Origin of the sequence: Mesorhizobium sp. M1409, from assembly GCF_040317535.1 — a bacterium.
Lineage (GTDB): Bacteria > Pseudomonadota > Alphaproteobacteria > Rhizobiales > Rhizobiaceae > Mesorhizobium.
Map to the genome: position 1 here is coordinate 77,328 of NZ_JAMYKV010000003.1, position 23,633 is coordinate 100,960.

A 23,633-nucleotide genomic window follows, 5' to 3' on the forward strand; every position below is an offset into this window, starting at 1 on the left:
ACCCGAATCTCAACATACCCCGGCGCTTGTTGATGGTACTCAGCCGCCGGTGGCTATGGTCAGCACCTTGAATGGTGTGGTGATGACGATCTCGGCGACCGAGCCGACAGCCTTGCCGAGGCCTTGACCGATATTGTTGAACTGTGTCGGGTCGGGTTCCTCCGAAGCCAGGCCAGCCGGTGCTCGCAGCCGGTCGCCGAGCAGTTGCACCAGGATCGGGTTATCGGCGAATTTGGCGTGGTTGAGGCGATCGCCGGACTTCAGTTTGCTCAAGTCCACAACCGATACGCCGTAGCTGGCAAGGTCGGCTGCATTGCCATAGTCGCCGACTCGCGGTTTGTCGCCGGACAGAAGGCCTGACAGTCTCAAGGCGCGGTCGTCGCCCGAAAGCAGGATGGCGAACGGCTTGTCCGGCTTGCCGTAGCGGATCATCTGTTTCTTGAACACATCGACGTCGATATCCGGCGAGGCCAGAATGACATAGCCGAGCTTCCCGCCGAGATCGCGGTCGCCGGTGATGGCGAGTTGCCGCAGCGCCTCCATGGTCAACCACGTCCCCATCGAATGGGCGATAATGTCGATGCTTCTCACCTTGGTCTTGGCAAGCATTCTCAGCGTTGCTTCAAGATCGTCGCGCGCCGCGTTTGCACTATCCCTGTCGTAGAGATAGCCCGTCGTCTTGGCACTCGACGCCCATGAAAACAGAACGGGCGTACCTGGATATTTCGTGTCGTGAGCGATCTGCGTCAGCCGATAGATGCCGTCATCGAAGCCATTGTTGAAGCCGTGCACGAAAACCAGCGCACGGTCTCCGCGCATGGCAATGTCGGCGCCGACCGCCTTGGCGAATTGCGGCGCGCCTTCGTAGAAGGCGACGTCCTTGGCGGTGAAGTCCTTGGCTGGAGCGCTGTTTGCCGATCCCTTGGCCCGCTCGATGGCGCCGACTTGATGGCTTTTCGGAACGGTGACGTCGACGCGGGCAAAGCTGGTGGTCAGCGAGCGATCGCCGTCGAACACCTGTCGCGGATCCTTGATTGCCTTCTGGCGGGTCGTGGCAACGAAGATCTCATGCGTGGCCGCGATGTCGGAAGCGGGCACTGAGACAGCAGTTCTGTTGAGCAGGTCATGCGTGTTCCGGCCGGCGCAGCCGGTGACAGCGAGCGCGATCGCAACGACGAGGTAACTCTTCGAACGCACGGTCACGCGCCGGCTCCCGCGAAGGGGGACGTCAAACGCATGACGTCGCTGGCTATTCCGATAAAGCCAGAGACCGGCGCGGTCCAGTTCAAAGTGAGTCCATGCGTCCGCGATGCTGAACAGGAACGGCGAAAACCGCGGGACCGCATCTATTGCCCGAGCAGGCCGATGCGGTCGGTCACGTCACGGTCGCTGGCAAAGCCGTCATCCTCGCGCAGCCGCTGGCCGATCATCTTCACCAGCGTTGGATTGTCGGCGAATTTCGTATGGTTGAAGCTGTCGCTTCCCTTGACCTTGGAGAGGTCGACGACGGTCACGCCGTAGGAAGCAAGATCGGCGGCATCCTTGTAGTCGCCGACGCGCGGCCGCGAACCGGCGATCAGGCCGGAGAGCCTCAGCGCCCGATCGTCGTCGGACAGCAGCAGGATGAACGGCTTGTCGGGCTTGCCGTAGCGCCGCATCTGGCTCTTGAACACGTCGACATCGATGTCGGGCGAGGCCAGCACCACGTCGCCGAGTTTGCCGCCGAGATCGCGGTCGCCGCTGATGGCCATCTGGCGCAGCGTTTCCATGGTCACCCAGGTTCCCATTGAATGGGCGACGATGTCGATGCGACGGGCGCCCGACTGCTGCAGCATCCTGAGCGTCACTTCCAGCTGGTCGCGGGCGGCACTGGCGCTTTCCTTGTCGTAGACATAGTCGGTGGTCCTGGCGCCGGATGCCCAGGAAAACAGCACGGGCGTGCCGGGATAGCCGGAATCGTGGACAAGCTGGGTGAGGCGATAGACGGCGGCGTCGAAGCCTGTGTTGTAGCCATGCACGAAGACCATGACGCGGCCGCCGCGCGCTGCGATGTCGGCGTTGAGGGCGCTGGAGAATTTCGGCTGTGTGTCGTAGCCGACGACCTCGGAGGCCATGAAATATTTGGCCGGGTCATCCGACTTGCCGCGCGAGCGCCGCTCGATCTGGCCGGTCTCATGGGTCCCCGGAACGGTGACGTTGACGCGGGCGTAGTTAAGCGTCGCCGAGCGCTCGCCGTCGAAAACCTTGTTTGGATCGTCGGATTTCTTGCGCGTCGTGGCGATGAAGATGCTGTGGTTGCCGGCGATCTCCGTCACCGGAGCGGACACCATGGCGCTACCCAGCAGTTCCTGTGTTTGCGAGCCCGCGCAGCCGGCGACGAGCAAGGCAAGGACAACGGCAAAGATCTTGTTCAAAGGCACGCTTGAAATTCCAACTCCGGCCGAAAGGCCTGTCTACCCCCGCCACCTCCCGGACAGGCAGAGTGCGGCGGAACTAAGTCGTGTCCAGTCGAAATGTGATCAGCGCCCGGCTACAGCCATCGCAGTGTTGCGCGAAAGCCAAAATGGCGGGAGGAACGCATGCGTGGTGCGCGCAATGAGCGGCATCACCGTCGGCTCGCCGAATTCCGGCAAGGACATGGATTCAGGCCAACCGATGACACGGCATGAACAAACGCCTCCAAGTGCTTGCAAGGATTCTACGAATGCCCGTTGCGGAAGGGCATGAATGGCCGGACAATGGCGTCGCGAGGCTGGATATGCAATAGGCGGGGCCGGCTGCGCGGTCCGATCGATGATTGAGGGTCCGCGGGCGACAACCGGCGCGAGGTGTTTTCCAATGAACAGTTTTTCTTCCCGCGTCGCTGCCGCTGCCGCGGCGATCCGCCAGATCTTTCCGGAAACGCCACTGCAGGAAAACGACTATTTGTCGAAAAAGACAGGTGCGCGGGTGCTGTTGAAGCGTGAGGATCTGTCGCCGGTGCGTTCCTACAAGATCCGCGGCGCCTTCAACTTCTTCCGCAAGACGCTGGCGGCGGGCAACGAGGCCGAACTGTTCGTGTGCGCGTCCGCCGGCAACCATGCGCAGGGCTTTGCTTTCGTCTGCCGCCATTTCGGCAAGAAGGGCGTGGTGTTCATGCCGGTGACGACACCGCAGCAGAAGATCGACAAGACCAGGCTGTTCGGCGGCGATTTCGTCGAGATCAGGCTGGTTGGTGACTTTTTCGACGACTGCTACCGTGCCGCCTTCGAATTCACCGAAAGTTCCGGCGCCCATATGGTGCCGCCCTTCGACCACAAGGACATCATCGAGGGCCAGGCGACCGTCGCCTATGAGATCGCGGACCAGATGCCGGGCGCCCGCATGCCCGATATCATCATGCTGCCGGTCGGCGGTGGCGGGCTCGCCGCCGGCGTCACCCATTATTTCGCCGATCAGGGCCGGGAAGCGCGCTTCGTCTTCTGTGAACCGGCCGGCGCGCCGAGCCTGCGCGAGAGCCTCGCCGCGGGAAAACGGCTCAAACTCGCCAAAGTCGACAATTTCGTCGATGGCGCGGCGGTGGCCGAGATCGGCCGCGAGCCGTTACGGCATCTCAAGGATTTTCCGGCCGACACGGTGCGGCTGATCCCGGAAAATCGGCTTTGCGCCACCATGATCGAGATGCTCAACGTCGAAGGCGTAGTGCTGGAGCCGGCCGGCGCCCTGGCGATCGATGCGCTGAAGGATTTCTCCAGAAAGGAAATCAGGGGCAAGACCATCGTCGCCGTGGTTTCGGGCGGCAATTTCGATTTCGAGCGGCTACCGGACGTCAAGGAGCGGGCGCTGCGCTTCGAGGGCTTGAAGAAATACTTCATCATCCGCTTCCCCCAGCGGCCGGGCGCGCTGCGCGACTTCCTCGAACTGCTCGGTCCCGACGACGACATCGCCCGCTTCGAATATCTGAAGAAATCGGCGCGTAATTTCGGTTCGGTGCTGATCGGCATCGAAACCAAGGACCGCCGCAATTTCGACCTGCTCAAGGCGAATTTCGAGGCCGAGGGCGTCCAGTACCAGGACATCACCGACAACGAGACATTGGCCGGGTTCATCATATGAGCGGTGCTGGAAAAATCTTCGTCGCGCTGTTTTCCGGCATCAATGTCGGCGGCAACCGCATCGTCAAGATGGCGGAGTTGCGGTCGTTCTTCGAGGGTCTCGGCTTCTCCGATGTCGCCACCTATGTGCAGAGCGGCAATGCCGTGTTCAAGGCGAAGAAGGGCGATGCGGTCACGCTGACGAAACAGCTCGAAGCAGCCTTCGAGAAGAAATGGGGTTTCCATTCACGCATCATGGTGCGCGATCTCTCATGGTTCGAGCGGTTGGTGGACGAAAATCCCTATCCGGACGTGGCCGCGGACCACACGAAGTTGCACGCCTATGTGCTGGAGCGCGAGCCGACCGCCGACGAGGTGGCGCGGCTGGCCGAAAAGTGCACAGGGCCCGAACGCTTCGAGATCAAGGGCGATGTGCTCTACCTGCACGCGCCGGATGGATTGGGCAAATCGGTGTTTGCCGGGCTGATCCCGCGCACGTTGAAAGTGCCGGGCACGGCGCGCAACTGGCGCTCGGTGCGGGCGCTGCTGGAGATGGCCGCTCAGGCCGGTGGAAAATAGGGTCCTTATGCCGCCGGCGCGGGCTTCCAGGCGAAGGTCAGTTCTTCACGGAAAGCAAAGCGCTTGATGTAATCGGCGACGACGCTTTCCAGGCGTTCGATCGATCCGGCTTCGTCAGTTGATACCGTTATATGCAGCGCGGTCGCGTCGGCATCCATGACGGTGCGGCCGAGCGAGAGATCGATGGTGCCATGGGCGGGATCGAACTCGACCGGGAATTTATGCGCCCAGTGTTTGCACAACTGCTGCAGGTAGCGGCTGGCATGTTCGGTGGCGACATCGGCACGGCTGGTCGGCATGAATGAATTCTCCTGGTGAGCGCCGGCCCCTTGCCGGGCAGGCGCTATAGGCAGGTAGATAGGTGCCGTCGATCAAGACGGCAAAGGCGGACGGCTTGTCCGCCTGGCCGCTCCACTCAAGATGGCGTGATCGCTACCAGGTGCCGGTGTTCGGCATCGAGGCCCAGGGCTCGGCCTTGGGCTTCGCCGGTCCCTTCTGCAGCAGCTCGATCGAGATGCCGTCCGGCGACTTGACGAAGGCCATATTGCCGTCGCGCGGCGGCCGGTTGATGACGACGCCGTTGTCCATCAAATGCTGGCAGGTGGCGTAGATGTCGTCGACCTCATAGGCGAGGTGGCCGAAATTGCGCCCGCCCTTGTAGTCTTCCGGATCCCAATTGTAGGTCAGTTCGATCAGCGGCGCCTTGTCGGCGATGCCGCTTTGCTCGTCTTCCGACGCGGCGAGGAAGATCAGCGTGAAGCGGCCCTGCTCGTTTTCGTAGCGGCGCACCTCCTTGAGGCCGAGCTTGTTGCAGTAGAAGTCAAGCGAGGCGTCCACGTCGGCGACGCGGACCATGGTGTGCAGATAGCGCATGTGATTTCCTCGACAAATTGCGTTGCGGTGCAACATAGGGTCGGCCCTGTAAAAGGGCAATCGTGCGGCAGCGCGCAATGCCGGCAAAGAACAAATCCGGTATTCCCCCCATTGAACCGTGAAAAAAGGCACGGCAGGTCTTGCACACACCGGAAGTGGCGGTGTTAATCTGGTGCCAAGAATCAGTTGCGGTGTTCTTGAAAAGAGGGGGGCATTCTTATGGGGGAAAAGGCCTCTTTCATGGGGCGGGACGGACCCCTTGGCGACGCCCGGCAGCGTGACGAAGGCGGCGACGCCGCCGACCTGCTCGAAATTGCCGGCGCCATCAAGTGGTTCGATGTGGCCAAGGGCTACGGTTTCATCCTTCCGGATGACGGCATTTCGGGCGACATCCTCCTCCACGTGACATGTCTTCGAAAGGACGGCTTTCAGACGGCCCTGGAGGGCGCGCGCGTGGTCTGCCTCGTCAAGCATGGCGACCGCGGGTTGCAGGCCTTCCGGGTGCTCTCCATGGATCTCACCACCGCAGTTCACCCGGCCGAGATGCAGGAGCAGCGCACCCATATCGTGGTGACGCCGGAAAGTGGTCTCGAACGCGCCTTGGTGAAGTGGTTCAACCGCACCAAGGGTTTTGGTTTTCTAACCCGCGGCGAGGGCACCGAGGACATCTTCGTCCACATGGAGACCTTGCGCCGTTACGGCATCACCGAGCTTCGGCCCGGCCAGGTCGTGCTGGTTCGTTTCGGACGCGGCGACAAAGGCCTTATGGCCGCCGAAATTCACCCCGATATGGGGACCTTGCCGGTCTCGCATTAAGACGATTCCCGGCCGAGGATCTCAAATGGCTCACAGAAACTGGCTGACGGCGGGCGTGGTATGCGCCGTGATTGCCGTCATCGTCGCCGCAGGCGCCTTCTTCTATTCCGGCCGGCCGACCTCGGCGGACAGCCGGGCGATGATCCTTCCGGTCGATCCGGCGCCGCTGGTCGTGGTGACGAAAGGCGGCGACCGCTCTTTTTCCATTGAAGTCGCCGACACCGATCGAGAGCGCGAGGCCGGTTTGATGTATCGCCAGGACATGGCGGACGACCATGGCATGCTGTTCGTCTTTGAAATGCCGCAGCAGGTCAATTTCTGGATGCACAACACGCCGATGCCGCTCGATCTGATCTTTGTCGGCCAGGACGGCAAGATCCGGGCGATCAAGCACGGCGAGCCGCAGTCCGACGCCGTTGTTTCGCCCGGTGTCCCCGTGCGCTTCGTGCTCGAGCTCAAGGCCGGCACGGCTGCCAGGAATGGCATCGAATATGGCGACCTGTTGCGCCATCCGGCCGTGGGCACGGTATCCGGCCCCGGCATGCCGCCAGCCGACAATGGCGATTCGCCCAATGGCGGGGGCGGCTGAGTGGGCAGGCGGGATCGCTGATGCGGCTTTTCACCCATGACGGCTTCGACCTTGCCTTCCTCGACCGCCAGCCGGCATCGGGCGAGGGCGACCCGGTGCTCATGATCCACGGCTTCGCCTCGAACCACCATGTCAACTGGGTGTCGCCCGGCTGGTTCAAGACGCTGAACGATGCCGGTTACCGCGCTATCGCCTTCGACAATCGCGGCCACGGTTCGTCGTCGAAGAGTTATGAGGAAGCGGACTATACGCCGGTCAAGATGGCTTCGGACGCCGCCGCCCTGCTCGGCCATCTCGGCATCCAACGCGCCCATGTCATGGGCTATTCGATGGGCGCGCGCATCGCGGCGTTCATGGCACTGTCGGATCCGGACAAGGTGGCGACGCTGGTCTTTGGCGGCCTCGGCATCGGCATGATCGATGGTGTCGGCGATTGGGATCCGATCGCCGCGGCCCTGCTTGCCGATGATCCGGCCGCGACAAGCCATCCGCGCGGCCGATCGTTTCGCGGCTTCGCCGACCAGACCCGCAGCGATCGCCGTGCATTGGCCGCTTGCATTGCCAAATCGCGCGAACTGCTGAGCGAGCAGGATATTGCCCGCATCGCCCAGCCGACGCTGGTCGCTGTCGGCACGACCGACGACATTGGCGGCTCGCCCGATGAACTCGCGGCGTTGATGTCGAACGCCAGGGCCTTTCACATCGAGGGCCGCGACCATATGCTGGCCGTTGGGGACAAGACCTTCAAGCAGCGCGTGCTGGAGTTCTATGCCGAAAATCCGCTCTGAGCGGACAGCGAGGGGAGAGGGACGTGACTGCCCTCAGCCTGTGGTGAGAGCCGCCAGCGACCGCGTCATGTTTTCCCGGGCCTGCCGTTCAAAGCGTTGCCGGAACTCCTCCGTGTGGAAAATGTGTGGGCGGGCGAGGAAATTCTTCAGCACCGCACTGCGCCCGGCCCGCCACATCGGCTCCTCCACCCATTGATACTCGCGCCGCACGGCGCGCTCATAGGCGTCGAAGGCTTCCGGCGCGGCACCCAGGATCGCCAAATCCATATCGAGGAAGAGACTTGCGTCCCGTGTGCTCGTCGCGTCGTCAAACGGCGGCACCTGGTGTGTGGCGGTGGCGACGATCATCGCCGAGATGCGGTTCAGGCGTGAAGGATCCGCGCGGCCCGCCAGCTTCTTCTCGGCGAGGTCGGCACTTTGCGCCTCGTTGTCCTTGGCCTTGCTGTCATAGACGGCATCGTGGAACCAGATCGCCGCTTCGACGGCTCCGGGGTCGCCGAGCGCCGCTCGATAATCACCCGCCAGAGCCAACATCGCCTCGATATGGGCAAGGTTGTGGTAATGGCGGCCTGGTCCCCGGTAGAGTGCTGAGAGCTCGCTCTTCAGAGCGTCGTCCATCAAGGGTTCGTTTTCCATCGCTGCTTGAATTCCCGCGAACCAAATCCATTTGACAATGCACTAAGGAAAATTGAGTTCAATCGTGCTATGATCTGGCTTATATGTGCGGCCGGACAACAGGCAAGCACAACAGGCAAGCCCGGCAGGGCGCAGGACGAGACGGCGATGAACAGCATCAGCATTTCCCGACACAGCGCATTGCAGCCGGTCGACCCGATCTGGCGTTCGATCCGCGACGAGGCAATGGAGGCTGTCAACCGCGACCCATTGCTCGCCGCGTTCCTCTATTCGACCATCCTCAACCAGGACAGCCTGGAGGAAGCGGTCATCCATCGGCTGGCCGAGCGGCTGGCGCACCAGGACATCGGCTCCGATCTCATCCGCCAGACCTTCAAGTCGATGCTGGCAGATGACAAGGACTGGCCGACGACCGTGCGTGTCGACATCCAGGCCTATTACGACCGCGATCCGGCGTGCGACCGGTTCATCATGCCGGTGCTCTATTTCAAGGGTTTTCACGCCATCCAGACCCATCGGCTGGCGCATTGGCTGTGGAACCAGGGCCGCAAGGATTTCGCCCTTTATCTGCAGAGCCGCTCATCCTCGGTCTTCCAGACCGACATCAACCCGGCCGCGCGCATCGGCAAGGGCATCTTCATCGACCACGCCACCGGCCTTGTGGTCGGCGAGACCGCGGTCATCGAGGATGATGTGTCGATCCTGCATGGCGTAACACTGGGCGGTACCGGCAAGGCCGGCGGCGACCGTCATCCCAAGATCCGCTACGGCGTGCTGATTGGCGCCGGCGCCAAGATCCTCGGTAACATCGAAGTCGGCCATTGCTCGAAGATCGCGGCAGGCTCGGTGGTGCTGTCGCCAGTGCCGCACAACAAGACGGTAGCCGGCGTGCCGGCCCGCGTCGTCGGCGAGACCGGCTGCGATCAGCCGTCGCGCCAGATGGATCAGCTTCTGCCGTCGCAGTCGATGGATCAGGTCGTCAGCTTCGACATCTGATTTTTACGAGGCCTGCCGCCTGCTTGCCGGATTCCGGCCGCGGGCATGAGTGGTGGTTGTCTCGTCTTATCAAGCCGCTTGCCTTTACATCGCCATTGTCGACGTGCCAGAAGCGCGTTCGAACGAGCAAGCCCGATGATCGGAGAAGACTGTTGAAGCCGGACGAAATCAGAAAGCTGGACGCCTATTTCAAGCGCGTCTTCCAGAACCCCAAGCTCGAGGTCAAGGCACGGCCGCGCAAGGAAGATTCGGCCGAGGTCTATGTCGGCGACGAATTCCTCGGCATCGTCTTCAAGGACGAGGACGACGGCGACTACAATTTTTCGATGGCGATCCTCGACATCGACCTGGCCTGAGCCAGCATCTTGCGCTTGCCGGCTGCGCCTCGAATGCGGCCGGCCAGCCGGATCTCCCGACGCTTTCCTATGCTAATGTCCTGGTTTCAGGACGCGCCCGGCTTCGGTGGCGATTGCCGCGTCAAGCGCCTGCCAATCGCCCAGAAATTCCCTGGGGAAGCGATAGGTGAGGCTGAGCTCGTCGCCGACCTGGATGTCGCGCTCGCAGGGCGCCAGCGATTCCTCGGCACTCGGCCCGCTCAGGCAACGGGCCACGAACGGGTCCTTGCCGGGGCGCTTGCCGACAACCAGCACCTCGTTCAAATAGCCTGATTTCTCGTTGAAACCGTACACCGTCGTGCCGCCAGGCCCCGCAATGCCGGGTTTGGTGATCAACGCGTTGTAGATCGGCGCGAAGCGGCCACTCATGTCACGCGACATCATCTGCTGTTCGAAGGACAGGAAGATGATGTTCTTGGCTGTCCCCGTGTGGTTGAAGTCGTCGCGCGCGGCCTCGCTGTAGCCGTCCATCTGGGGATAGCGCAGATAGAGGTCGAGCCGCGAGGCGATGCCGTCGCGCCGGGCCTGGGCGAAGCGGATGGCGTTGGCCGGCACGGCGAGGACATTGTTGCCGATCACCACCTGGTGGACCGTTGTGTCGTCGGTGTATCCGGCCATGGCGATCGAATGGCCGAACCATTTGCCGCCAAGGCTGATCGCTGCCGACAGCAGGGCCAGCGCCGCGAACCCGTAGAGCACCCGCTTCATCAGCCTGGAATCGACCACGGTGATTTCGGGGCCGTTGGCGAGCGCTGCCTGTTTCATTTCAGTCCCCGGATCTCCGGCCGCCACCTGTCCGCCTCCCGTGTCCCTGTGCGGCACACATCGTACGGCACGGCTCTTGCAGCCTTCATGGAACGACTGTGCAATTTCATGGTAAATGGAAAGTTAAGATGGGACCGCTGCAACTCACTCTCTTCGCTTTTGTCGTCGGGTTGACGGCCTGCGGGCTGGCTGGATCGGCCATGGAACTGGTCTCGGGCCGCAAGGTCGCCTTCACCGAACCCTATGTGTCGCCGTCCCATATCTTGCGCTCGCTGCTCGCCACCGCGTGTGCCGGGCCCTTCATGCTGGTCAACGATGCCATCGATGCCCGGCGCGAGCGCCGCATTTCGATGATAGCGCTAATGTCCTGCGGCTGCACGGCGATCGCCTGGGCCTTGGCGCTGGGCGTGGTCGTGCTTGCCATTGCCTCATGGACGATCCGTCTCCTAGGCTTGCCAGCCTGAGACGATTCGGAGATCAAGAAATGCCGCTTTATGCGATCGATGGAACGGAGCCCAGCTTCGTGGATGCCGAGACCAACTGGATCGCGCCCGATGCGACGCTGATCGGCGACGTGCGCGTCGGCCGCAACGCCGGCTTCTGGTTCGGTACCGTCATTCGCGGCGACAATGAGCCCATCGTCATCGGCGCCGACACCAATGTGCAGGAGCACACGGTGATGCACACCGATCCCGGCTTCCCGCTGACCATCGGGGAGGGCTGCACCATCGGCCACCGCGCCTTGCTCCATGGTTGCACGATTGGCGACAACAGCCTGATCGGTATGGGCGCCATCGTGCTGAACGGCGCGAAAATCGGCAGGAATTCGCTGGTCGGCGCCGGTGCACTGGTCACCGAAGGCAAGGAATTCCCGGACAATTCGCTGATCGTCGGCTCGCCCGCCAAGGCAATCAGGGTTCTGGACGACGCGGCCGTGGCAAGGTTGCGCGGCTCGGCCGCGCACTACGTTGCCAATGGCAAGCGCTTCAAGGCTGGGTTGAAGAAGGCCTGAGGCCAGTTTGGCCTATATCTGTCGCCGACCGTCTTAATCGCGGCCCAACTCACCGTTGGAACCACGCCCGGTCATCGCATCGTGCAGCAATGAAGCACCTGCTTCAAAACCGGCAATCTGGGCCTCTTCCACGGCCGTCCTGTAGTCATCGATGCGGGTTTCGAGTGCCGGGTCGGCGCCCGCCGCCAAAAGCAGGCGGATCGCATCGACACTGCGGATTGCCACCGAATAGTGAAGCGGCGTCCAATCGTTCACACCCCGCATGTTGGGATCGGCTCCGCCGTCGATCAATATCCGCACGATGTCCAGCCTGTCGGCCCGGTCGGTGGACAGCGCCGCGATGATGGACGGAAACCCGCCGTGATCCTGATAGTTCGGATCCGAGCCAGCATCCAGCAAGGTCGAGATGAAACCGACGGGGCTCCAATAGATCGCATATTCCAGCGGATGCCCGAGGCCGAGTTCAAACGGCATGCGCTCGTCGAACCAGCGGGGCGAGTCACCCAGGGCTACGCCGAGGCCCTCGAGATCGCCGGCCTTGAAGGCATCATCGATGGCCTTGAACAGGCGATGGCGCTCGCATCGATCTTCCGGGATTTCCAACATCGCCGAGATCCAGAGGTGGCTTTTGATCGCTCATCCTGCAGCGATCAGTTGCCATTTGAAAGCTGGATCGCGGACAAGGGAGCCTTGTCCGCGTTCGCAGCGGCCGCGAAACTTCCGACGGACCGCCTGAGCGCCATTTTAACAAATGATGGCATTCAGGCGGATGCCATTTCCCGGCCACTATTCGCCTTCGGACGTGCCGTCGGTAGGCAGTAGGCGACAACACATTTCGCATCTTATGGCGGGTCTGATTGCAAAACTTGCAAGCAGCAACGACGTTCTCCTGCGTGTCTTTGCCGCCGTCCATCCGGGGCGTCAGATGTTCAGCGGTGCAGAGGAAACGGTCGAGCAATCCGCTAAAGTGATGATAACGCTCAGAAAACGGCGCCGGATCTCCGTCCCACATCGGAAAGTCGCAGTGGAAGCATAGCCTATTCTGCTTGTTGGCTTGCGCAATCTTGAGTTTTGCCAGCGTGTTTGATTTGCACATTTCGCACATCCTTTTGCTTCATCAACATGAAGCGGATGTGCAGCAACCGGTAAGCGATTGCCCCTTATTCGGAAGGGATAACCCTCGCACGAGACGACACCCTGTAGAGTGCCACTCCGCAGTATTTAGTGGTAGGTGCCAAGCGTAAGAATAGCGCCCATCAGGTCACCCACAACGGCTACCCAGACGAACTTTAGAACGTCTCCACATACTTATGCTATTTGGGAATTTGGTGAAGATCAAGTCGATCTTGGATGCCCCGGCGAATGGCGCGCCGTTGCCGGAGCGGTCTAGGAGTTACGGAAAATCCCATGGGTCGGGTAAAGCAAAAGTACAACCGACGTGAAGCCGAAATGCGTTTCGAGCGCGTTTATGAAGTCGTCGCGGGCGACCAGTGTATCTATTGCGGGATGCCGAATGATGGTAAATCTGACCATCAACCTCCAGTATATATCCTTCATCGGTTCGCGGACGGCGGATTGGTAACCAAGAAGGCGATACGGGAGAGGTTTGGTCAGTGCAAACTGGTCCCGTGCTGCACCATCTGCAACATGGGGCTTGGTGCATTTTACGGTTCCACCGACAACGAGCGAAGGCAGGAGATTGTAAATTGGCTTCTCGTGGATGACCGATACCCGGCCGACAAGATCGTTTTGGATATCGCGAACAAGTTGATTGAAGATCGCCTCCAAGGCAGGCGGGGGATTGAGATTTACGAGTTTCCCGGTGTTGGTCGTGTCATCTACATTAGCGCTTTGGTCGGTTTGATCGAAGGAGAGTTCGGCGGCCTCGACGAATTTCCAGATTGGCTAACGGTTACGCAATCAGAACTAGCTGATTGGCTTCGGGGAGCGCCAAAAAGAAAGTCAAAGTATTTTCTAGATATGGCAAATCTGGAGAGTTATGAACTGGTGCCCGACGCCCGAGATGATCCTCGCGGCCAGCTTAAAGATAATAGCCTCTAGGACTGGGATGTACTGGCCGGACGTGCATAAAATTCTCCGTCGTCAGGAATATTTTTCTTAGATGACCAATGCAGATCAGCGTGGATGTCAGAGTTCGGGTTCATTTCGATTTGCATTCTAGGGAGAGGCCGTAGTAATGATGGCCTGGTGCTCTTCGATCAATTTCTTGAACTCCTCAAAAGTTTTACAGCATAGCCTGCACTGATCCGACATCAACTGCACAATTGTGTTCATGGGCAATGGTGGTGTCGCGCCAAAGACATAGCTCACCAGTCCGGTCTTTGGCTCTAGCTTACGAGTGACCATCCCTGTGATCCCGAGAACAAGACCGGGGGGAATCTGATGGTTGTACCTATGTCGATAGTCTCTCGTTGCTTGCCGGTAGCCCTTGTCGAATATGCCTTCCATTGCCTGTTTAAAGCCGGCGTAGCTCTGCCATCCGACCCCTAACTGATCCAGATGAGCCGGTTTGATGCCCCTGTCAGGCGGCAGCTGATCGACCCATTTTTTCCCGTGCTTCAGTTGGTTTACTTGATGACAGAGATGAACCGCCGCGAAAAGGAAACGTGCACGAATTGCGTACGGCATCCCTAACGCGAGAGAAGCAATGGGGCGCACGAACTCCACCAGTACGTCAAACCTTCTTTGTTCATTAAGCGGCTTCATCACCTCATCCCATGCCGCAAGGTCATGCGTGTAATTGATCAGAGCATTGATCTCATTCGCGATTTCGGTAGAGAACTCCCGAAGCATGGTTCCATATGCCATCAACGACATATCCATTCGCGACGGCAGCCTGTACCATCCAAAGTCGGTGTAATTCGCGCTAAGTGGCACTGTTTTCAGCGCCCTGCGGTACTGCGCATACATGCGAACTGACATCCCTGCGGCCCTTCTCCTTCCAGGCGCTAGCTGAGCATCAGCTTTAGCGCGTCTCCTGGCTTATCTCGTGTTGTTGGTTGACGAAGTGGGACGGATGCTTATCGCAAATGTCTCGCGTCCTTATTTATTGGTGAACTAAACGCTTTGTGATTAAAGGGGCAGCCGGATGGCCTAAAACGAGAACGCGCAGCCCGTAGCGCCGCACGGTGCCCCGGTGCTGGAGGTGTTTTCGATCAGCCACGTCTTTCATCCTGTTTGTGTAGCAGAGGTGAGCCGCAAACAGAAATCTAAGCTGTTGAAATCGTAGATTTCAATCGGGATTTCAAAGGGTTGTCCCAGAAATGGCGGAGCCGGCCCGGGGACGGGGCCGGCTCCTTTCACCCGGTCGTTGGGGACGGGGAGGGGGGGGACTCGACCGGGTTTCTCCTTAAGCGGTCACATTCATGCGACGCGCTTGACCTCTGATTTAGCGGACGCTGGCGACAGCGTCGGAGCGGCCGTCGTTGATCGTCACCCAAACGCCGGAATTCTGATCTGACTGGCGCTTGAGATAGGTGTACTCGGTGTCCGTCCAGGACAGGACCTTGGTTTCCAGATTGTCGAGGATGAATTCGCCCAGGCTGGTGCGCACGGTCAGCACCGCGTGACCGTCGCCATTCGGCTGGCGCGCGACGGTCATCAGCAGATTGCCGGCGGGCACGCCCGCATCCATCAATTCACGGCGCTTTTCCAGCGCGTAATCCTCGCAATCGCCATAGCCATTATCGGGATAGGCCCAGTATTCCTCGACACCGTAGTTTTCCATGTCGGTGCGCGGCTTGACGCGGGTGTTGACCGAATTGTTGATGTTGACGATCGTCGCCCACAGTTTGCGGGTCAGTTCGACCGGCGGGCCCTTGGGGGTCTTTTCGCTGCATTCGCCGGCTATGCGCTGGCAGAATTCATAATGGCCAACAGGCTGCGTGGTACGTCCGCCCGTGTGCATATAGGCCGGTCCCGCGGCATATGCTGATCCCCAAGCGGAAAGCTGCATCGCCATTGCCACCAGCAACAGCTTGCCCCTCGTTTTCTTCATTGCTGCAGTCTCCCCGTTCGAGGAAGACATTGCCACGTGTGGATTTATTTGAGGCAAAAGCGCGAAGTAGATATTGAGTAAAACTCCAGTAGAATAAACATAAAATTTGAATCATTTGAGTATTAAATTATTTGGAGTTTTCCGAAGCTGGCCCTCCAGGCTCGATGTCATGCAGGCCTGGCAGGCAACGGCATTGAGCTTGGCTGGAGCATCTCGATCAGCGATGTCTTGAACGCAAAAACCGGCCGCAAAGGGCCGGTTTCATGAAAGCGTTGCTGCCTTGTCAGGCGCGCGGCGTGTTGAATTCGGAATCGAGCGTTTCGGGGCGCTGGATGACGGCGAATTCGATGGCGACGCCATCCTCGAAATGGCGGACGATCTGCCCGCGCATGGTGCCGAGCATGACCTGGATGCCGATCGCCGGCTTGACGTCGATCTCGACCGCGGCGCCGGAGAGCGACAGGTCGATGATACGGCACTGGTACTGACGGCCGTCGGTGAGCTGCAGCACGCTGGTCGGATTGCGCGGCGCGACGCGCTCGTGGCGACGGTCTTCCGGCAGGTCGAGCTCATGCTTGTTGGCAAGCCAGGTCAATTGCGCGGCAAGCTTGTCCTTCTTGCGATCCGACGCGATGACGGTCATCGCGAAACCGTCTTGCAAGGTGCGCGTAACGACGCCTTCGATGCGGCCGATATGATCGATGTAGGCGATGACTTTTTCGCCGGGCATTCCGATGCGGTCGGTGCGAAACGCGACATTGCCCGGTGACATGTCGATGACCTGGCAAGGGTGCTCGGTGCGGTCTTCCAGCATGAAGCGCCCGTAAATCTTGACCCGGACGCGCTGAAAGTTGCGCCTTTCAGCTTGGGACGGCGCATAGTCGATCGCCGCTGACCTCATGACTGCCTACACCCCGTTTGGCGTCCCACGCGTCGATGCGAGGAACTTCATCCGAGAAGTACAGCAAAGCGGGTTAACAAAGGGGAAAAACGGGCGCTTTTAGCGTTTTCCTTTTTATGCATGTCGCTGTTCCAAAACCGCTCCGCATTTTTGGGCGACATGCATCGAGCCGCGATACCGCGGACTATTCCTCGCGCCCGCCATCGAAGACGACAAGATGACGGATGCGGCGCGCCCGGCCGAGCGCCGAGATCGTCTCGGGTATCCCGAGGTCATCGGGAACGAGCGAGGGAACATCGATCGCCGGACGGTTGCTCAGCAGTTCTTTCTCCGGGTCGATGACGCGGATCGAATCGATCAGCGCGTCGGTGATCGGGTCGGCGCCCAGCCAGAAGGGCTTCTCCACGGCGCTGACGACGCCCAGGCAGCGCGGATTTTCGATGCCGCCGTCAAGCGGCAAGGCGAGCAGTTCGAACTTGTTGGAGCGCCCGTTGCGGCTGAAGCCCTCATAGGTGATGAGCACGACCGACTTCTGGTCGAAGACGCCATGGATCAGCCGCGAGACGAGCCGCTGATCCTTCTCACGCCACAGCGACGGAAAGGAAAACCCCTTGAGCTCACGGCCATAGCAGGCGCAAAGCCTAGTGCCGGCGAGCCGGAACACGGCTTGCCCGCGCGTGTCCCGTTCCAGGATAAAGGTGTCGGCCAGCAGCGACTTGATGTCGGCCGGCTCGACCTCCGAACGCTTCGGGGCAGGGCGTCCGTCACGCAGGCGATTCCAATAGTGGAACAGCGTGATCGATCCATTCTGGTTCATGCTATGCTGCTCCGCGCAATCTGTCGTCTGATGTCCCATCGGTGAACAGAAGGGCGCCCTCCGATGACCTACATGCGTTGCGGAGCAGGAAGCGTGCCAGCGTCGTTAACACTTGTTCACGGGTCGGGGCCGTTAAGGTTAACAAGTGGTTTACGTTGCATCGAAGCGAGCCCCGTGGCACACAAAAACCACTCCAGAAGCGGTCGTTTCGCAACGATCGGCAGCACTTCAGTCAAGAGTTTTAGGGGAGCGTGGGGCTCGACCGGCCGTTCAAGGGAAACCTTGAACGGCTTCTTTTTTGATTCGCGCCGCGGCGATTCGCGGTTTGCGGTTCGGTCCGCGGTCATCTAGATGCTCGGACCCCGATCATGCTGTGAGTGCAATTTCAAATGAGTGAACCGGTAACTCCCCCGGAAGACGACCTGGTCGAGGGTTCGCCTGAGCCCCGGCGCGAGCCGGTGTTCAACCTGCCGCCGGTGGTGCTGGCGGTGATCGGCATTTGCGTCGCCGTCTATCTGCTGCAGCAATATGTGCTGGACGACGCACAGCAGATGACATTGCTGTACGACGGGGCCTTCATTCCTGTTCTCTACACCGGGCAATACGGCTTCGACTGGTTCCTGTTTTCCCGGCCGTTCACCTATGCCTTCATGCATGGCGGTTTTGCCCATATCGCCATCAACATGGTCTGGCTCGCGGCCTTTGGCTCGCCGTTGGCAAATCGTCTGGGCACGCTCTGGTTCGCGCTGTTCTTTGCCGTAACCGGGCTGGCTTCGGTCGCGCTTTTCTGGGCTATGCATCCTTATGGAGACGCGCCGCTGGTCGGTGCCTCGGGAGCCATATCGGGCATGATGGGAGCCGCGGCGCGTTTCGGTTTCCGCACCGACCGTTCGGCTGCCTTCGCCGGCCCGGTGCTGCCGATCGCATTCGTGTTGCGCTTGCGCGGCGTCGTGATCTTCCTCGCCGTGTGGATGATCATCAACCTTGCCACCGGTCTTCTCGGCCTTGCCCCGGGAGTAGACGGCCAGATCGCCTGGGAGGCCCATATTGGCGGCTTCGTCGCCGGCTTCTTCGGGCTGCGCTGGTTCGACCGGCGATGGCAGGCGCCCGAATGGGAGACGACCGACCACCGCACTTGAAATGCAACCGATCACGGCGCACGATGTTCAATCTTATGTGAAAGCCGGTCAGGCAGGAACCGGCAGGCAAAAAGCAGAGGAGGACGCCATGACGGTGAAGGCAATTCTCGAGAAGAAAGGCCACGACGTGTTGACGCTCGGGCCGAACGAAAAGCTTAGCGAAGCCATCCGCATCCTGGCAGAACACAAGATCGGCGCACTGGTCATCACCAATGGCGATCACAAGATCGTCGGCATTCTTTCCGAGCGCGACATTGTGCGGGTTCTGGCCAAGGAAGGCGGTGCCGCGCTCGATATCGCCGTGCGTTCAGCGATGACGCCGAAGGTGAAGATCTGCAACGAAAACCACACCGTCAACGAGGTGATGGAAATCATGACCCGAGGCCGTTTCCGCCATCTGCCGGTGGAAAAGGACGGCACGCTCGATGGCATCGTGTCCATCGGCGACGTGGTCAAGCGCCGCATAGAGGATGTCGAGCGCGAGGCCGAAGAGATCAGGGCCTATATCGCCACCGCCTGAGCGCCGACAAGGAACCGCCGGCCGGAGACCCAACCGGCGGAGCCATGGTCTACCTGTTGTCGACGCTGTGGCAGTTATAAGTTGGCGCATGATCCTTGCCGAAAATCGATTCCGATTTTCGGGGGCATGCGCTGCGCGAAATATCCATGTGAGAGTTTTCCCGGAAAACAGAAAATGCCGCCGCCGCGAAGCTTGACGGCACGGGGTTACAGGTTTTCTGCCCTGCCTCGCTAGGAGGTCAGGGCTTTACCGGGACTGTGCGTAAGTGGACATCCACTCTCCATTGGAATGGGCGTCCTATTGGCGAAAGCGGCTGAAAACGCCAGCTTGCGGCTTTGCACTTGTCTCGTTGAACGGTTTGCACTAGCGAAGTTGCACACCAAAATATGCGTAAACGCATAATCCGTAGTTCCAATACGCAGGCCACAATGTCCCTCATCGACACCCGCACGCCCGACGCCAAGCGCCTTGTTTCCGGCGCCACCGGCGACTGGGAGATCATCATCGGCCTCGAGGTCCACGCGCAGGTCACCTCGGAAGCAAAGCTGTTTTCCGGCGCTTCGACAGCCTTTGGGGCGGCGCCCAACGCCAATGTCAGCCTGGTCGACGCGGCGATGCCGGGCATGCTGCCCGTCATCAACGAGGAATGTGTCAAGCAGGCGATCCGCACCGGCCTTGGGCTGAAGGCGCAGATCAACCACAAGTCGGTCTTCGACCGGAAAAACTACTTTTATCCCGATCTGCCGCAGGGCTACCAGATCTCGCAGTTCAAGCAGCCTATCGTCGGCGAGGGCACGGTGATCGTCTCGGTCGGTCCCGACCGCCAGGGCGAATTCGAGGACATCGAGGTCGGCATCGAGCGGCTGCATCTGGAGCAGGATGCCGGCAAGTCGATGCACGACCAGCATCCGACCATGTCCTATGTCGACCTCAACCGCTCCGGCGTGGCGCTGATGGAGATCGTCTCCAAGCCGGACATGCGCTCGGCCGACGAAGCCAAGGCCTATGTCACCAAGCTGCGCACGATCGTGCGCTACCTCGGCACCTGCGACGGCAACATGGACGAAGGCTCGATGCGTGCCGACGTCAACGTCTCGGTGCGCAAGCCGGGCGGTGAGTTCGGCACGCGCTGCGAGATCAAGAACGTCAACTCGATCCGCTTCATCGGCCAGGCCATCGATTATGAGGCGCGCCGGCAGATCGCCATCCTTGAGGACGGCGGCAAGATCGACCAGGAAACGCGGCTGTTCGACGCCGTCAAGGGCGAGACGCGCTCGATGCGCTCGAAGGAAGAGGCGCACGACTACCGCTACTTCCCCGATCCGGATCTTCTGCCGCTGGAATTCGACCAGGCCTATGTCGACGCGCTGGCGAAGGAATTGCCGGAACTGCCCGACGACAAGAAGGCGCGGCTGATCTCGTCGCTCGGCCTGTCGACCTATGACGCCTCGATCCTGGTGTCGGAAAAGCCGATCGCCGACTATTTCGAGAAGGTCGCCGCCGGCCGCGACGGCAAGCTCGCCGCCAACTGGGTCATCAACGATCTGCTCGGCCAATTGAACAAGGCCGGCAAGGACATTGAAAACGCTCCGGTTTCGCCCGATCAGCTCGGCGCCGTCATCGATCTGATCAAGGACGGCACCATCTCCGGCAAGATCGCCAAGGACCTGTTCGAGATCGTCTGGAACGAAGGCGGCGATCCGCGCCAGCTGGTCGAAAGCCGTGGCATGAAGCAGGTCACCGACACCGGCGCAATCGAGAAGGCGGTCGACGAGGTGATCGCCGCCAACCCGGACAAGGTCGAACAGGCGCGCGCCAAGCCGAGCATGGCGGGCTGGTTCGTTGGCCAGGTGATGAAGGCGACCGGCGGCAAGGCCAATCCGCAAGCGGTCAACGACCTCGTCAAGACCAAGCTGGGCATCGAGTAGGGCCGTGTTCGTCCGCACCGCCGGGGAGCGCGACCTTGCCGCAGTGCGGACGCTGCTGGTCGAGACCTGGCATGCGACCTATGATGCCCTTTATGGCGCTGCCAAGGTGACCGAGATCACCGATGAATGGCACTCGATTGCCTCGCTCCGTTCGCGGCTGACACGGCCGAACTCGGAATTCCTGGTCGCCGATGACGGCAAGCGGATCGGCGGCATGGCTTTCGCCGCCGCCACCGCGGATGCGAAGGTCATCCTGTTGAACCAACTCTACGTCCATCCGGACTGCCAAAGGCGAGGGATCGGGCAAGCACTGCTCGACGAGGTCGAGGCCAGTTTCCCGGAAGCGCGAGTGCTGCGCGTCGAGGTCGAGGAGGCCAATGGCGGCGCCATCGCCTTCTATCGATCGAAGGGGTTTTTGCCCGCCGGCACAGCTGCGGAACCTCACGACAGCTCAAGGCCGACGACGCTGAGTTTCGAGAAGCCGCTCGGATAGGCTGCCGCCGGGCTTCGGCGCCAACATGAATTTCATCGTCAACCGCTTCACCGGGCGGGTCGGCATCCAGTCGATGTATCTGCATATGCCAACCGAGGAATAGTTCGAGGCATGTCGGCAGCGATCCGGCCATGCGTCATCCCGGCATTTGCCGTGCCGGCTCACGACGGATATGCAGGGACATGACCAAACTATCCCGCACTGTAGCGTTGGCGCTGCTCGCCATCATCATTTTCGCAACATTGTCGCCGATCCAGATGCGGCCGCACCTCGCCGAAGCGAATGTCGAGCGCGCCTTGGCTTACGTGCTGTTGGGCTTCGCCTTGGCGCTCGGCTTCCCCAACCGACTGTATCAAGCAGTGATCTTTGTAGCTGCGACCGCCGGCATGTTGGAACTGCTTCAGATCATCGATCCCGGTCGCCACGCGCAGCTTTCCGATGCGTTCGTGAAAGCCTGCGCAGGCATTGTCGGGATCCTCGTGGGGCAATTGTTCGTCAAGAGCAGCGGACGAATGGGGGAGCGGTAGGCGCGGGCAGAAAACCGCCGCGCCGACGGGGCAGGCTTCGCCTCGAGCTTGGCTACGCAGAGGAAACGTCCACATTGTCGATCAGCCTGGTCTTGCCGAGCCACGCGGCCGCGAGCAGGCGGCCTTCACGGTCTCGACGCCATGGCGCGAGCGTCAGGCTTTCGCGTGCCTCGACATAGTCGACTTTTTGGAAGCCGGCGGCGATGAGGGCGCGGCTGGCCTCTTCGGTTGAGTTGCTCTGGTCGGCGCCCGCCGCCAGCGCCACTGCCGTGTTGCGCAATATCACGTTGAGCTGGCGGGCGATCTTCAGTTCGGTCTCGTCGAGATAGGCATTGCGTGACGACATGGCGAGACCCTGCGCATCGCGGATCGTCGGTGCGCCGATGATCTCGACGGGCAGGTCGAGGTCGCGGCAGAGCTGCCTGACGACGCAAAGCTGCTGGTAGTCCTTCTGGCCGAAGATCGCGCAGTCGGGCGTTGCCTGCAGCAAGAGCTTTGCCACCACGGTGGCGACGCCATCGAAAAAGGTCGGCCGAAAGTCCGATTCGAGCCCGGCGGAGGGGCCGCCGACCGAGATTTTCGTGGCGAAGCCAGCAGGGTACATCTCGCCAACCGTCGGTGTGAAGGCAAGGTCGGCCTTTGCCGATCCCAGCCGGTCGAGGTCGCTGGCGAGCTGACGCGGGTATTTGTCGAGGTCTTCGGTCGGCGCGAACTGTGTCGGGTTGACGAAGATCGACACGACGCAGCGATCGGCTTTTTCGAGCGCGATTCTGACCAGCGAGACGTGCCCGTCATGCAAAGCGCCCATGGTCGGCACCATGGCGACACGAAGGCCGTCGCGCCGCCAGTCACGGATTTGCGCGCGAAGTGCGGCAACGCTGTCGACGACAACGGGAAGGCTCATGCGTCATTCCTGCTGTCTGTCGCCGAAAAGACATGGCCAGGGCCGGGAAATGCCCTGCTTCGCACCTCCGCTGCGTAGCTTTCGGCGGCATGCGAGATCACGCTGCGCAGATCGGCGTATTCCTTGACGAATTTCGGCACTCGGTCGACGGTGAGCCCGACCATGTCGTCGATGACCAGGATCTGGCCGTCACAGTCGCCGCTGGCGCCGATGCCGATGGTTGGAATGGCGATGCGGCGGGTTATGTCGGCGGCGACCGTCTCGACCGTGCCTTCGATGACCACCGAGAATGCGCCGGCGCTTTCGACGGCAAGCGCATCGCGAAGCAAAGCCGCAACAGCCTCCTCGGTGCGGCCTTTGATCTTGTAGCCGCCGTCCTTTTCGACCGATTGCGGCTGCAGGCCGATATGTCCCATGACCGGAATGCCGGCGGCGACGATGGCCGCGATTTGTCTGACCATGCTGACGCCGCCTTCGAGTTTCACCGCCTGGCAGCCGGTTTCGTCGGCGACGCGTCGCGCCGAAGCGACGGCTTGCGCCGTCGAATCCTCATAGCTGCCGGCCGGCAGGTCGACGACGACGCAGGCCCTGGCCGAGCCGCGCATCACCGCTTGCCCGTGCGCTATCATCATCTCCAGCGAGGCTCCCAGCGTCGTCTTGTGGCCGTGCAGCACCATGGCGACGCTGTCGCCGACCAGAAGCAGGTCGACATGCTCGTCGAGCAAACGGGCCACGGGGTAGGTATAGGCGGTCAGGCAGACGATCGGCGTGCCGCCCTTGTGGCGGCGAATCAGCTCGGTGCTGATGCGGATGTCGGTGGTCGGCAATTTCGTGGCCAATCGTCACCTCCTTCGGCCTGCTGCC

30 protein-coding genes and 1 pseudogene are annotated in these 23,633 nt (G+C 61.0%); 16 read left to right on the forward strand and 15 right to left on the reverse strand.

The genetic code is table 11. The features are described from left to right. Positions 1–39: 39 nt before the first annotated feature. Both NKG99_RS03380 and NKG99_RS03385 read right to left on the reverse strand, forming a co-directional pair. Complete coding sequence (locus NKG99_RS03380) at positions 40–1,203, reverse strand: alpha/beta hydrolase (protein WP_352864146.1); 1,164 nt, start codon at positions 1,201–1,203, stop codon at positions 40–42. Positions 1,204–1,346: 143 nt separating this feature from the next. After that, positions 1,347–2,420, reverse strand: coding sequence for an alpha/beta hydrolase (locus NKG99_RS03385; RefSeq protein WP_352864148.1), 1,074 nt, complete (start codon positions 2,418–2,420; stop codon positions 1,347–1,349). Positions 2,421–2,838: 418 nt separating this feature from the next. Between NKG99_RS03385 and ilvA the strand changes: the two genes are divergently transcribed. Both ilvA and NKG99_RS03395 read left to right on the forward strand, forming a co-directional pair. Next, a complete protein-coding gene (gene ilvA / locus NKG99_RS03390; protein WP_352864151.1) occupies positions 2,839–4,095 on the forward strand; it encodes a threonine ammonia-lyase IlvA in 1,257 nt (418 codons plus the stop codon). Beyond that, complete coding sequence (locus tag NKG99_RS03395; RefSeq protein ID WP_352864153.1) at positions 4,092–4,652, forward strand: DUF1697 domain-containing protein; 561 nt, start codon at positions 4,092–4,094, stop codon at positions 4,650–4,652. Before ilvA ends, NKG99_RS03395 begins: the two co-directional genes overlap by 4 nt. A 5-nt stretch (positions 4,653–4,657) precedes the next feature. Here NKG99_RS03395 and NKG99_RS03400 read toward each other — a convergent pair whose 3' ends face one another. After that, entirely contained in the window at positions 4,658–4,951 is a 294-nt protein-coding gene (locus NKG99_RS03400) for a DUF2218 domain-containing protein (RefSeq protein ID WP_352864156.1), read from the reverse strand. A 133-nt stretch (positions 4,952–5,084) separates the two neighbouring features. Beyond that, the gene (gene gloA, locus NKG99_RS03405) at positions 5,085–5,525 is read right to left on the reverse strand and encodes a lactoylglutathione lyase (RefSeq protein WP_352864158.1); all 441 of its coding nucleotides are present in this window, start codon (positions 5,523–5,525) and stop codon (positions 5,085–5,087) included. A 219-nt stretch (positions 5,526–5,744) separates the two neighbouring features. Here gloA and NKG99_RS03410 point away from each other — a divergent pair, with 219 nt between their 5' ends. The 3 genes from NKG99_RS03410 to NKG99_RS03420 are packed head-to-tail and all read left to right on the forward strand — an operon-like array spanning position 5,745 to position 7,718. Further along, positions 5,745–6,341: a cold-shock protein gene (locus NKG99_RS03410; RefSeq protein WP_502910899.1), complete on the forward strand. Its 597-nt coding sequence runs from the start codon at positions 5,745–5,747 to the stop codon at positions 6,339–6,341. 25 nt (positions 6,342–6,366) lie between these two features. Next, a complete protein-coding gene (locus tag NKG99_RS03415) occupies positions 6,367–6,930 on the forward strand; it encodes a DUF192 domain-containing protein (RefSeq protein ID WP_352864162.1) in 564 nt (187 codons plus the stop codon). A gap of 20 nt (positions 6,931–6,950) precedes the next feature. Then, positions 6,951–7,718, forward strand: coding sequence for an alpha/beta fold hydrolase (locus NKG99_RS03420; protein WP_352864164.1), 768 nt, complete (start codon positions 6,951–6,953; stop codon positions 7,716–7,718). Positions 7,719–7,751: 33 nt separating this feature from the next. Here the strand turns inward: NKG99_RS03420 and NKG99_RS03425 are convergent, their stop codons facing one another. Continuing rightward, positions 7,752–8,354, reverse strand: coding sequence for an HD domain-containing protein (locus tag NKG99_RS03425; protein WP_352864166.1), 603 nt, complete (start codon positions 8,352–8,354; stop codon positions 7,752–7,754). 147 nt (positions 8,355–8,501) lie between these two features. Between NKG99_RS03425 and cysE the strand changes: the two genes are divergently transcribed. Continuing rightward, entirely contained in the window at positions 8,502–9,350 is an 849-nt protein-coding gene (cysE, locus tag NKG99_RS03430; protein ID WP_352864168.1) for a serine O-acetyltransferase, read from the forward strand. 152 nt (positions 9,351–9,502) lie between these two features. Next, positions 9,503–9,706, forward strand: coding sequence for a DUF3126 family protein (locus NKG99_RS03435; RefSeq protein ID WP_006200852.1), 204 nt, complete (start codon positions 9,503–9,505; stop codon positions 9,704–9,706). Between the two features lie 72 nt (positions 9,707–9,778). Here the strand turns inward: NKG99_RS03435 and NKG99_RS03440 are convergent, their stop codons facing one another. After that, positions 9,779–10,510 carry a hypothetical protein gene (locus NKG99_RS03440; protein ID WP_352864171.1) on the reverse strand — a complete coding sequence of 244 codons (732 nt, stop codon included), beginning with the start codon at positions 10,508–10,510 and terminating at the stop codon, positions 9,779–9,781. Between the two features lie 128 nt (positions 10,511–10,638). Between NKG99_RS03440 and NKG99_RS03445 the strand changes: the two genes are divergently transcribed. Both NKG99_RS03445 and NKG99_RS03450 read left to right on the forward strand, forming a co-directional pair. Next, entirely contained in the window at positions 10,639–10,974 is a 336-nt protein-coding gene (locus NKG99_RS03445; protein WP_352864173.1) for a DUF6949 family protein, read from the forward strand. Positions 10,975–10,994: 20 nt separating this feature from the next. Beyond that, positions 10,995–11,522, forward strand: coding sequence for a gamma carbonic anhydrase family protein (locus NKG99_RS03450; protein WP_352864175.1), 528 nt, complete (start codon positions 10,995–10,997; stop codon positions 11,520–11,522). Between the two features lie 33 nt (positions 11,523–11,555). Here NKG99_RS03450 and NKG99_RS03455 read toward each other — a convergent pair whose 3' ends face one another. Continuing rightward, positions 11,556–11,996 (reverse strand): ankyrin repeat domain-containing protein, encoded by a 441-nt coding sequence (locus tag NKG99_RS03455; RefSeq protein ID WP_352864646.1) that lies wholly within the window; start codon positions 11,994–11,996, stop codon positions 11,556–11,558. On the opposite strand from NKG99_RS03455, the gene NKG99_RS03460 reads away from it, so the two are divergent. Continuing rightward, entirely contained in the window at positions 11,970–12,344 is a 375-nt protein-coding gene (locus NKG99_RS03460) for a hypothetical protein (protein ID WP_352864661.1), read from the forward strand. The genes NKG99_RS03455 and NKG99_RS03460 overlap by 27 nt on opposite strands. 31 nt (positions 12,345–12,375) lie before the next feature. Here NKG99_RS03460 and NKG99_RS03465 read toward each other — a convergent pair. Further along, positions 12,376–12,627: pseudogene (locus NKG99_RS03465) on the reverse strand (HNH endonuclease); the annotation flags it as partial. A 302-nt stretch (positions 12,628–12,929) separates the two neighbouring features. Between NKG99_RS03465 and NKG99_RS03470 the strand changes: the two are divergent. Next, a complete protein-coding gene (locus tag NKG99_RS03470) occupies positions 12,930–13,583 on the forward strand; it encodes a hypothetical protein (protein ID WP_352864177.1) in 654 nt (217 codons plus the stop codon). A 117-nt stretch (positions 13,584–13,700) separates the two neighbouring features. Here NKG99_RS03470 and NKG99_RS03475 read toward each other — a convergent pair whose 3' ends face one another. The 5 genes from NKG99_RS03475 to NKG99_RS03495 all read right to left on the reverse strand — a co-directional run bounded on the left by NKG99_RS03475 (position 13,701) and on the right by NKG99_RS03495 (position 17,605). Further along, positions 13,701–14,453 carry a hypothetical protein gene (locus NKG99_RS03475; RefSeq protein WP_352864179.1) on the reverse strand — a complete coding sequence of 251 codons (753 nt, stop codon included), beginning with the start codon at positions 14,451–14,453 and terminating at the stop codon, positions 13,701–13,703. 478 nt (positions 14,454–14,931) lie between these two features. Next, the gene (locus NKG99_RS03480; protein ID WP_352864182.1) at positions 14,932–15,540 is read right to left on the reverse strand and encodes a transglutaminase-like cysteine peptidase; all 609 of its coding nucleotides are present in this window, start codon (positions 15,538–15,540) and stop codon (positions 14,932–14,934) included. 283 nt (positions 15,541–15,823) lie between these two features. After that, the gene (locus NKG99_RS03485; RefSeq protein WP_352864184.1) at positions 15,824–16,441 is read right to left on the reverse strand and encodes a PilZ domain-containing protein; all 618 of its coding nucleotides are present in this window, start codon (positions 16,439–16,441) and stop codon (positions 15,824–15,826) included. A gap of 184 nt (positions 16,442–16,625) precedes the next feature. Continuing rightward, positions 16,626–17,258, reverse strand: a complete 633-nt coding sequence (locus tag NKG99_RS03490; protein WP_352864186.1) for a PAS domain-containing protein — start codon at positions 17,256–17,258, stop codon at positions 16,626–16,628. A gap of 116 nt (positions 17,259–17,374) precedes the next feature. Then, positions 17,375–17,605, reverse strand: coding sequence for a hypothetical protein (locus tag NKG99_RS03495; RefSeq protein ID WP_352864188.1), 231 nt, complete (start codon positions 17,603–17,605; stop codon positions 17,375–17,377). Positions 17,606–17,647: 42 nt separating this feature from the next. Between NKG99_RS03495 and NKG99_RS03500 the strand changes: the two genes are divergently transcribed. The 5 genes from NKG99_RS03500 (at position 17,648) to NKG99_RS03520 (ending at position 21,865) form a co-directional block, all read left to right on the forward strand. Then, the gene (locus NKG99_RS03500) at positions 17,648–18,397 is read left to right on the forward strand and encodes a rhomboid family intramembrane serine protease (protein ID WP_352864191.1); all 750 of its coding nucleotides are present in this window, start codon (positions 17,648–17,650) and stop codon (positions 18,395–18,397) included. Between the two features lie 88 nt (positions 18,398–18,485). After that, complete coding sequence (locus NKG99_RS03505; RefSeq protein WP_352864193.1) at positions 18,486–18,917, forward strand: CBS domain-containing protein; 432 nt, start codon at positions 18,486–18,488, stop codon at positions 18,915–18,917. 428 nt (positions 18,918–19,345) lie between these two features. Then, complete coding sequence (gene gatB / locus NKG99_RS03510; protein WP_352864195.1) at positions 19,346–20,845, forward strand: Asp-tRNA(Asn)/Glu-tRNA(Gln) amidotransferase subunit GatB; 1,500 nt, start codon at positions 19,346–19,348, stop codon at positions 20,843–20,845. 4 nt (positions 20,846–20,849) lie between these two features. Next, positions 20,850–21,338 (forward strand): GNAT family N-acetyltransferase, encoded by a 489-nt coding sequence (locus NKG99_RS03515; RefSeq protein ID WP_352864197.1) that lies wholly within the window; start codon positions 20,850–20,852, stop codon positions 21,336–21,338. A 182-nt stretch (positions 21,339–21,520) separates the two neighbouring features. Beyond that, positions 21,521–21,865 carry a VanZ family protein gene (locus NKG99_RS03520; protein ID WP_352864199.1) on the forward strand — a complete coding sequence of 115 codons (345 nt, stop codon included), beginning with the start codon at positions 21,521–21,523 and terminating at the stop codon, positions 21,863–21,865. Between the two features lie 52 nt (positions 21,866–21,917). Here NKG99_RS03520 and panC read toward each other — a convergent pair whose 3' ends face one another. Together panC and panB are read right to left on the reverse strand one after the other, a co-directional pair. Then, positions 21,918–22,769: a pantoate--beta-alanine ligase gene (gene panC, locus NKG99_RS03525; RefSeq protein WP_352864201.1), complete on the reverse strand. Its 852-nt coding sequence runs from the start codon at positions 22,767–22,769 to the stop codon at positions 21,918–21,920. Continuing rightward, entirely contained in the window at positions 22,766–23,608 is an 843-nt protein-coding gene (gene panB, locus NKG99_RS03530; protein WP_352864203.1) for a 3-methyl-2-oxobutanoate hydroxymethyltransferase, read from the reverse strand. The genes panC and panB overlap by 4 nt, the downstream gene beginning before the upstream one ends. Between the last annotated feature and the right edge of the window lie 25 nt (positions 23,609–23,633).

Coding starts and splice junctions, on each gene's coding strand:
- NKG99_RS03400 (WP_352864156.1), bottom strand. CDS start 4,951: ATGCCGACCAGCCGTGCCGATGTCGCCACCGAACATGCCAGCCGCTAC.
- NKG99_RS03410 (WP_502910899.1), top strand. CDS start 5,745: ATGGGGGAAAAGGCCTCTTTCATGGGGCGGGACGGACCCCTTGGCGAC.
- NKG99_RS03415 (WP_352864162.1), top strand. CDS start 6,367: ATGGCTCACAGAAACTGGCTGACGGCGGGCGTGGTATGCGCCGTGATT.
- gloA (WP_352864158.1), bottom strand. CDS start 5,525: ATGCGCTATCTGCACACCATGGTCCGCGTCGCCGACGTGGACGCCTCG.
- NKG99_RS03500 (WP_352864191.1), top strand. CDS start 17,648: ATGAGTGAACCGGTAACTCCCCCGGAAGACGACCTGGTCGAGGGTTCG.
- NKG99_RS03475 (WP_352864179.1), bottom strand. CDS start 14,453: ATGTATGCGCAGTACCGCAGGGCGCTGAAAACAGTGCCACTTAGCGCG.
- NKG99_RS03450 (WP_352864175.1), top strand. CDS start 10,995: ATGCCGCTTTATGCGATCGATGGAACGGAGCCCAGCTTCGTGGATGCC.
- gatB (WP_352864195.1), top strand. CDS start 19,346: ATGTCCCTCATCGACACCCGCACGCCCGACGCCAAGCGCCTTGTTTCC.
- NKG99_RS03455 (WP_352864646.1), bottom strand. CDS start 11,996: ATGCCGTTTGAACTCGGCCTCGGGCATCCGCTGGAATATGCGATCTAT.
- NKG99_RS03470 (WP_352864177.1), top strand. CDS start 12,930: ATGGGTCGGGTAAAGCAAAAGTACAACCGACGTGAAGCCGAAATGCGT.
- NKG99_RS03440 (WP_352864171.1), bottom strand. CDS start 10,510: ATGAAACAGGCAGCGCTCGCCAACGGCCCCGAAATCACCGTGGTCGAT.
- NKG99_RS03395 (WP_352864153.1), top strand. CDS start 4,092: ATGAGCGGTGCTGGAAAAATCTTCGTCGCGCTGTTTTCCGGCATCAAT.
- NKG99_RS03495 (WP_352864188.1), bottom strand. CDS start 17,605: ATGACCGCGGACCGAACCGCAAACCGCGAATCGCCGCGGCGCGAATCA.
- NKG99_RS03445 (WP_352864173.1), top strand. CDS start 10,639: ATGGGACCGCTGCAACTCACTCTCTTCGCTTTTGTCGTCGGGTTGACG.
- NKG99_RS03520 (WP_352864199.1), top strand. CDS start 21,521: ATGACCAAACTATCCCGCACTGTAGCGTTGGCGCTGCTCGCCATCATC.
- ilvA (WP_352864151.1), top strand. CDS start 2,839: ATGAACAGTTTTTCTTCCCGCGTCGCTGCCGCTGCCGCGGCGATCCGC.
- cysE (WP_352864168.1), top strand. CDS start 8,502: ATGAACAGCATCAGCATTTCCCGACACAGCGCATTGCAGCCGGTCGAC.
- NKG99_RS03505 (WP_352864193.1), top strand. CDS start 18,486: ATGACGGTGAAGGCAATTCTCGAGAAGAAAGGCCACGACGTGTTGACG.
- NKG99_RS03480 (WP_352864182.1), bottom strand. CDS start 15,540: ATGAAGAAAACGAGGGGCAAGCTGTTGCTGGTGGCAATGGCGATGCAG.
- NKG99_RS03485 (WP_352864184.1), bottom strand. CDS start 16,441: ATGAGGTCAGCGGCGATCGACTATGCGCCGTCCCAAGCTGAAAGGCGC.
- panC (WP_352864201.1), bottom strand. CDS start 22,769: ATGAGCCTTCCCGTTGTCGTCGACAGCGTTGCCGCACTTCGCGCGCAA.
- NKG99_RS03425 (WP_352864166.1), bottom strand. CDS start 8,354: ATGGAAAACGAACCCTTGATGGACGACGCTCTGAAGAGCGAGCTCTCA.
- NKG99_RS03420 (WP_352864164.1), top strand. CDS start 6,951: ATGCGGCTTTTCACCCATGACGGCTTCGACCTTGCCTTCCTCGACCGC.
- NKG99_RS03460 (WP_352864661.1), top strand. CDS start 11,970: ATGCCCGAGGCCGAGTTCAAACGGCATGCGCTCGTCGAACCAGCGGGG.
- NKG99_RS03490 (WP_352864186.1), bottom strand. CDS start 17,258: ATGAACCAGAATGGATCGATCACGCTGTTCCACTATTGGAATCGCCTG.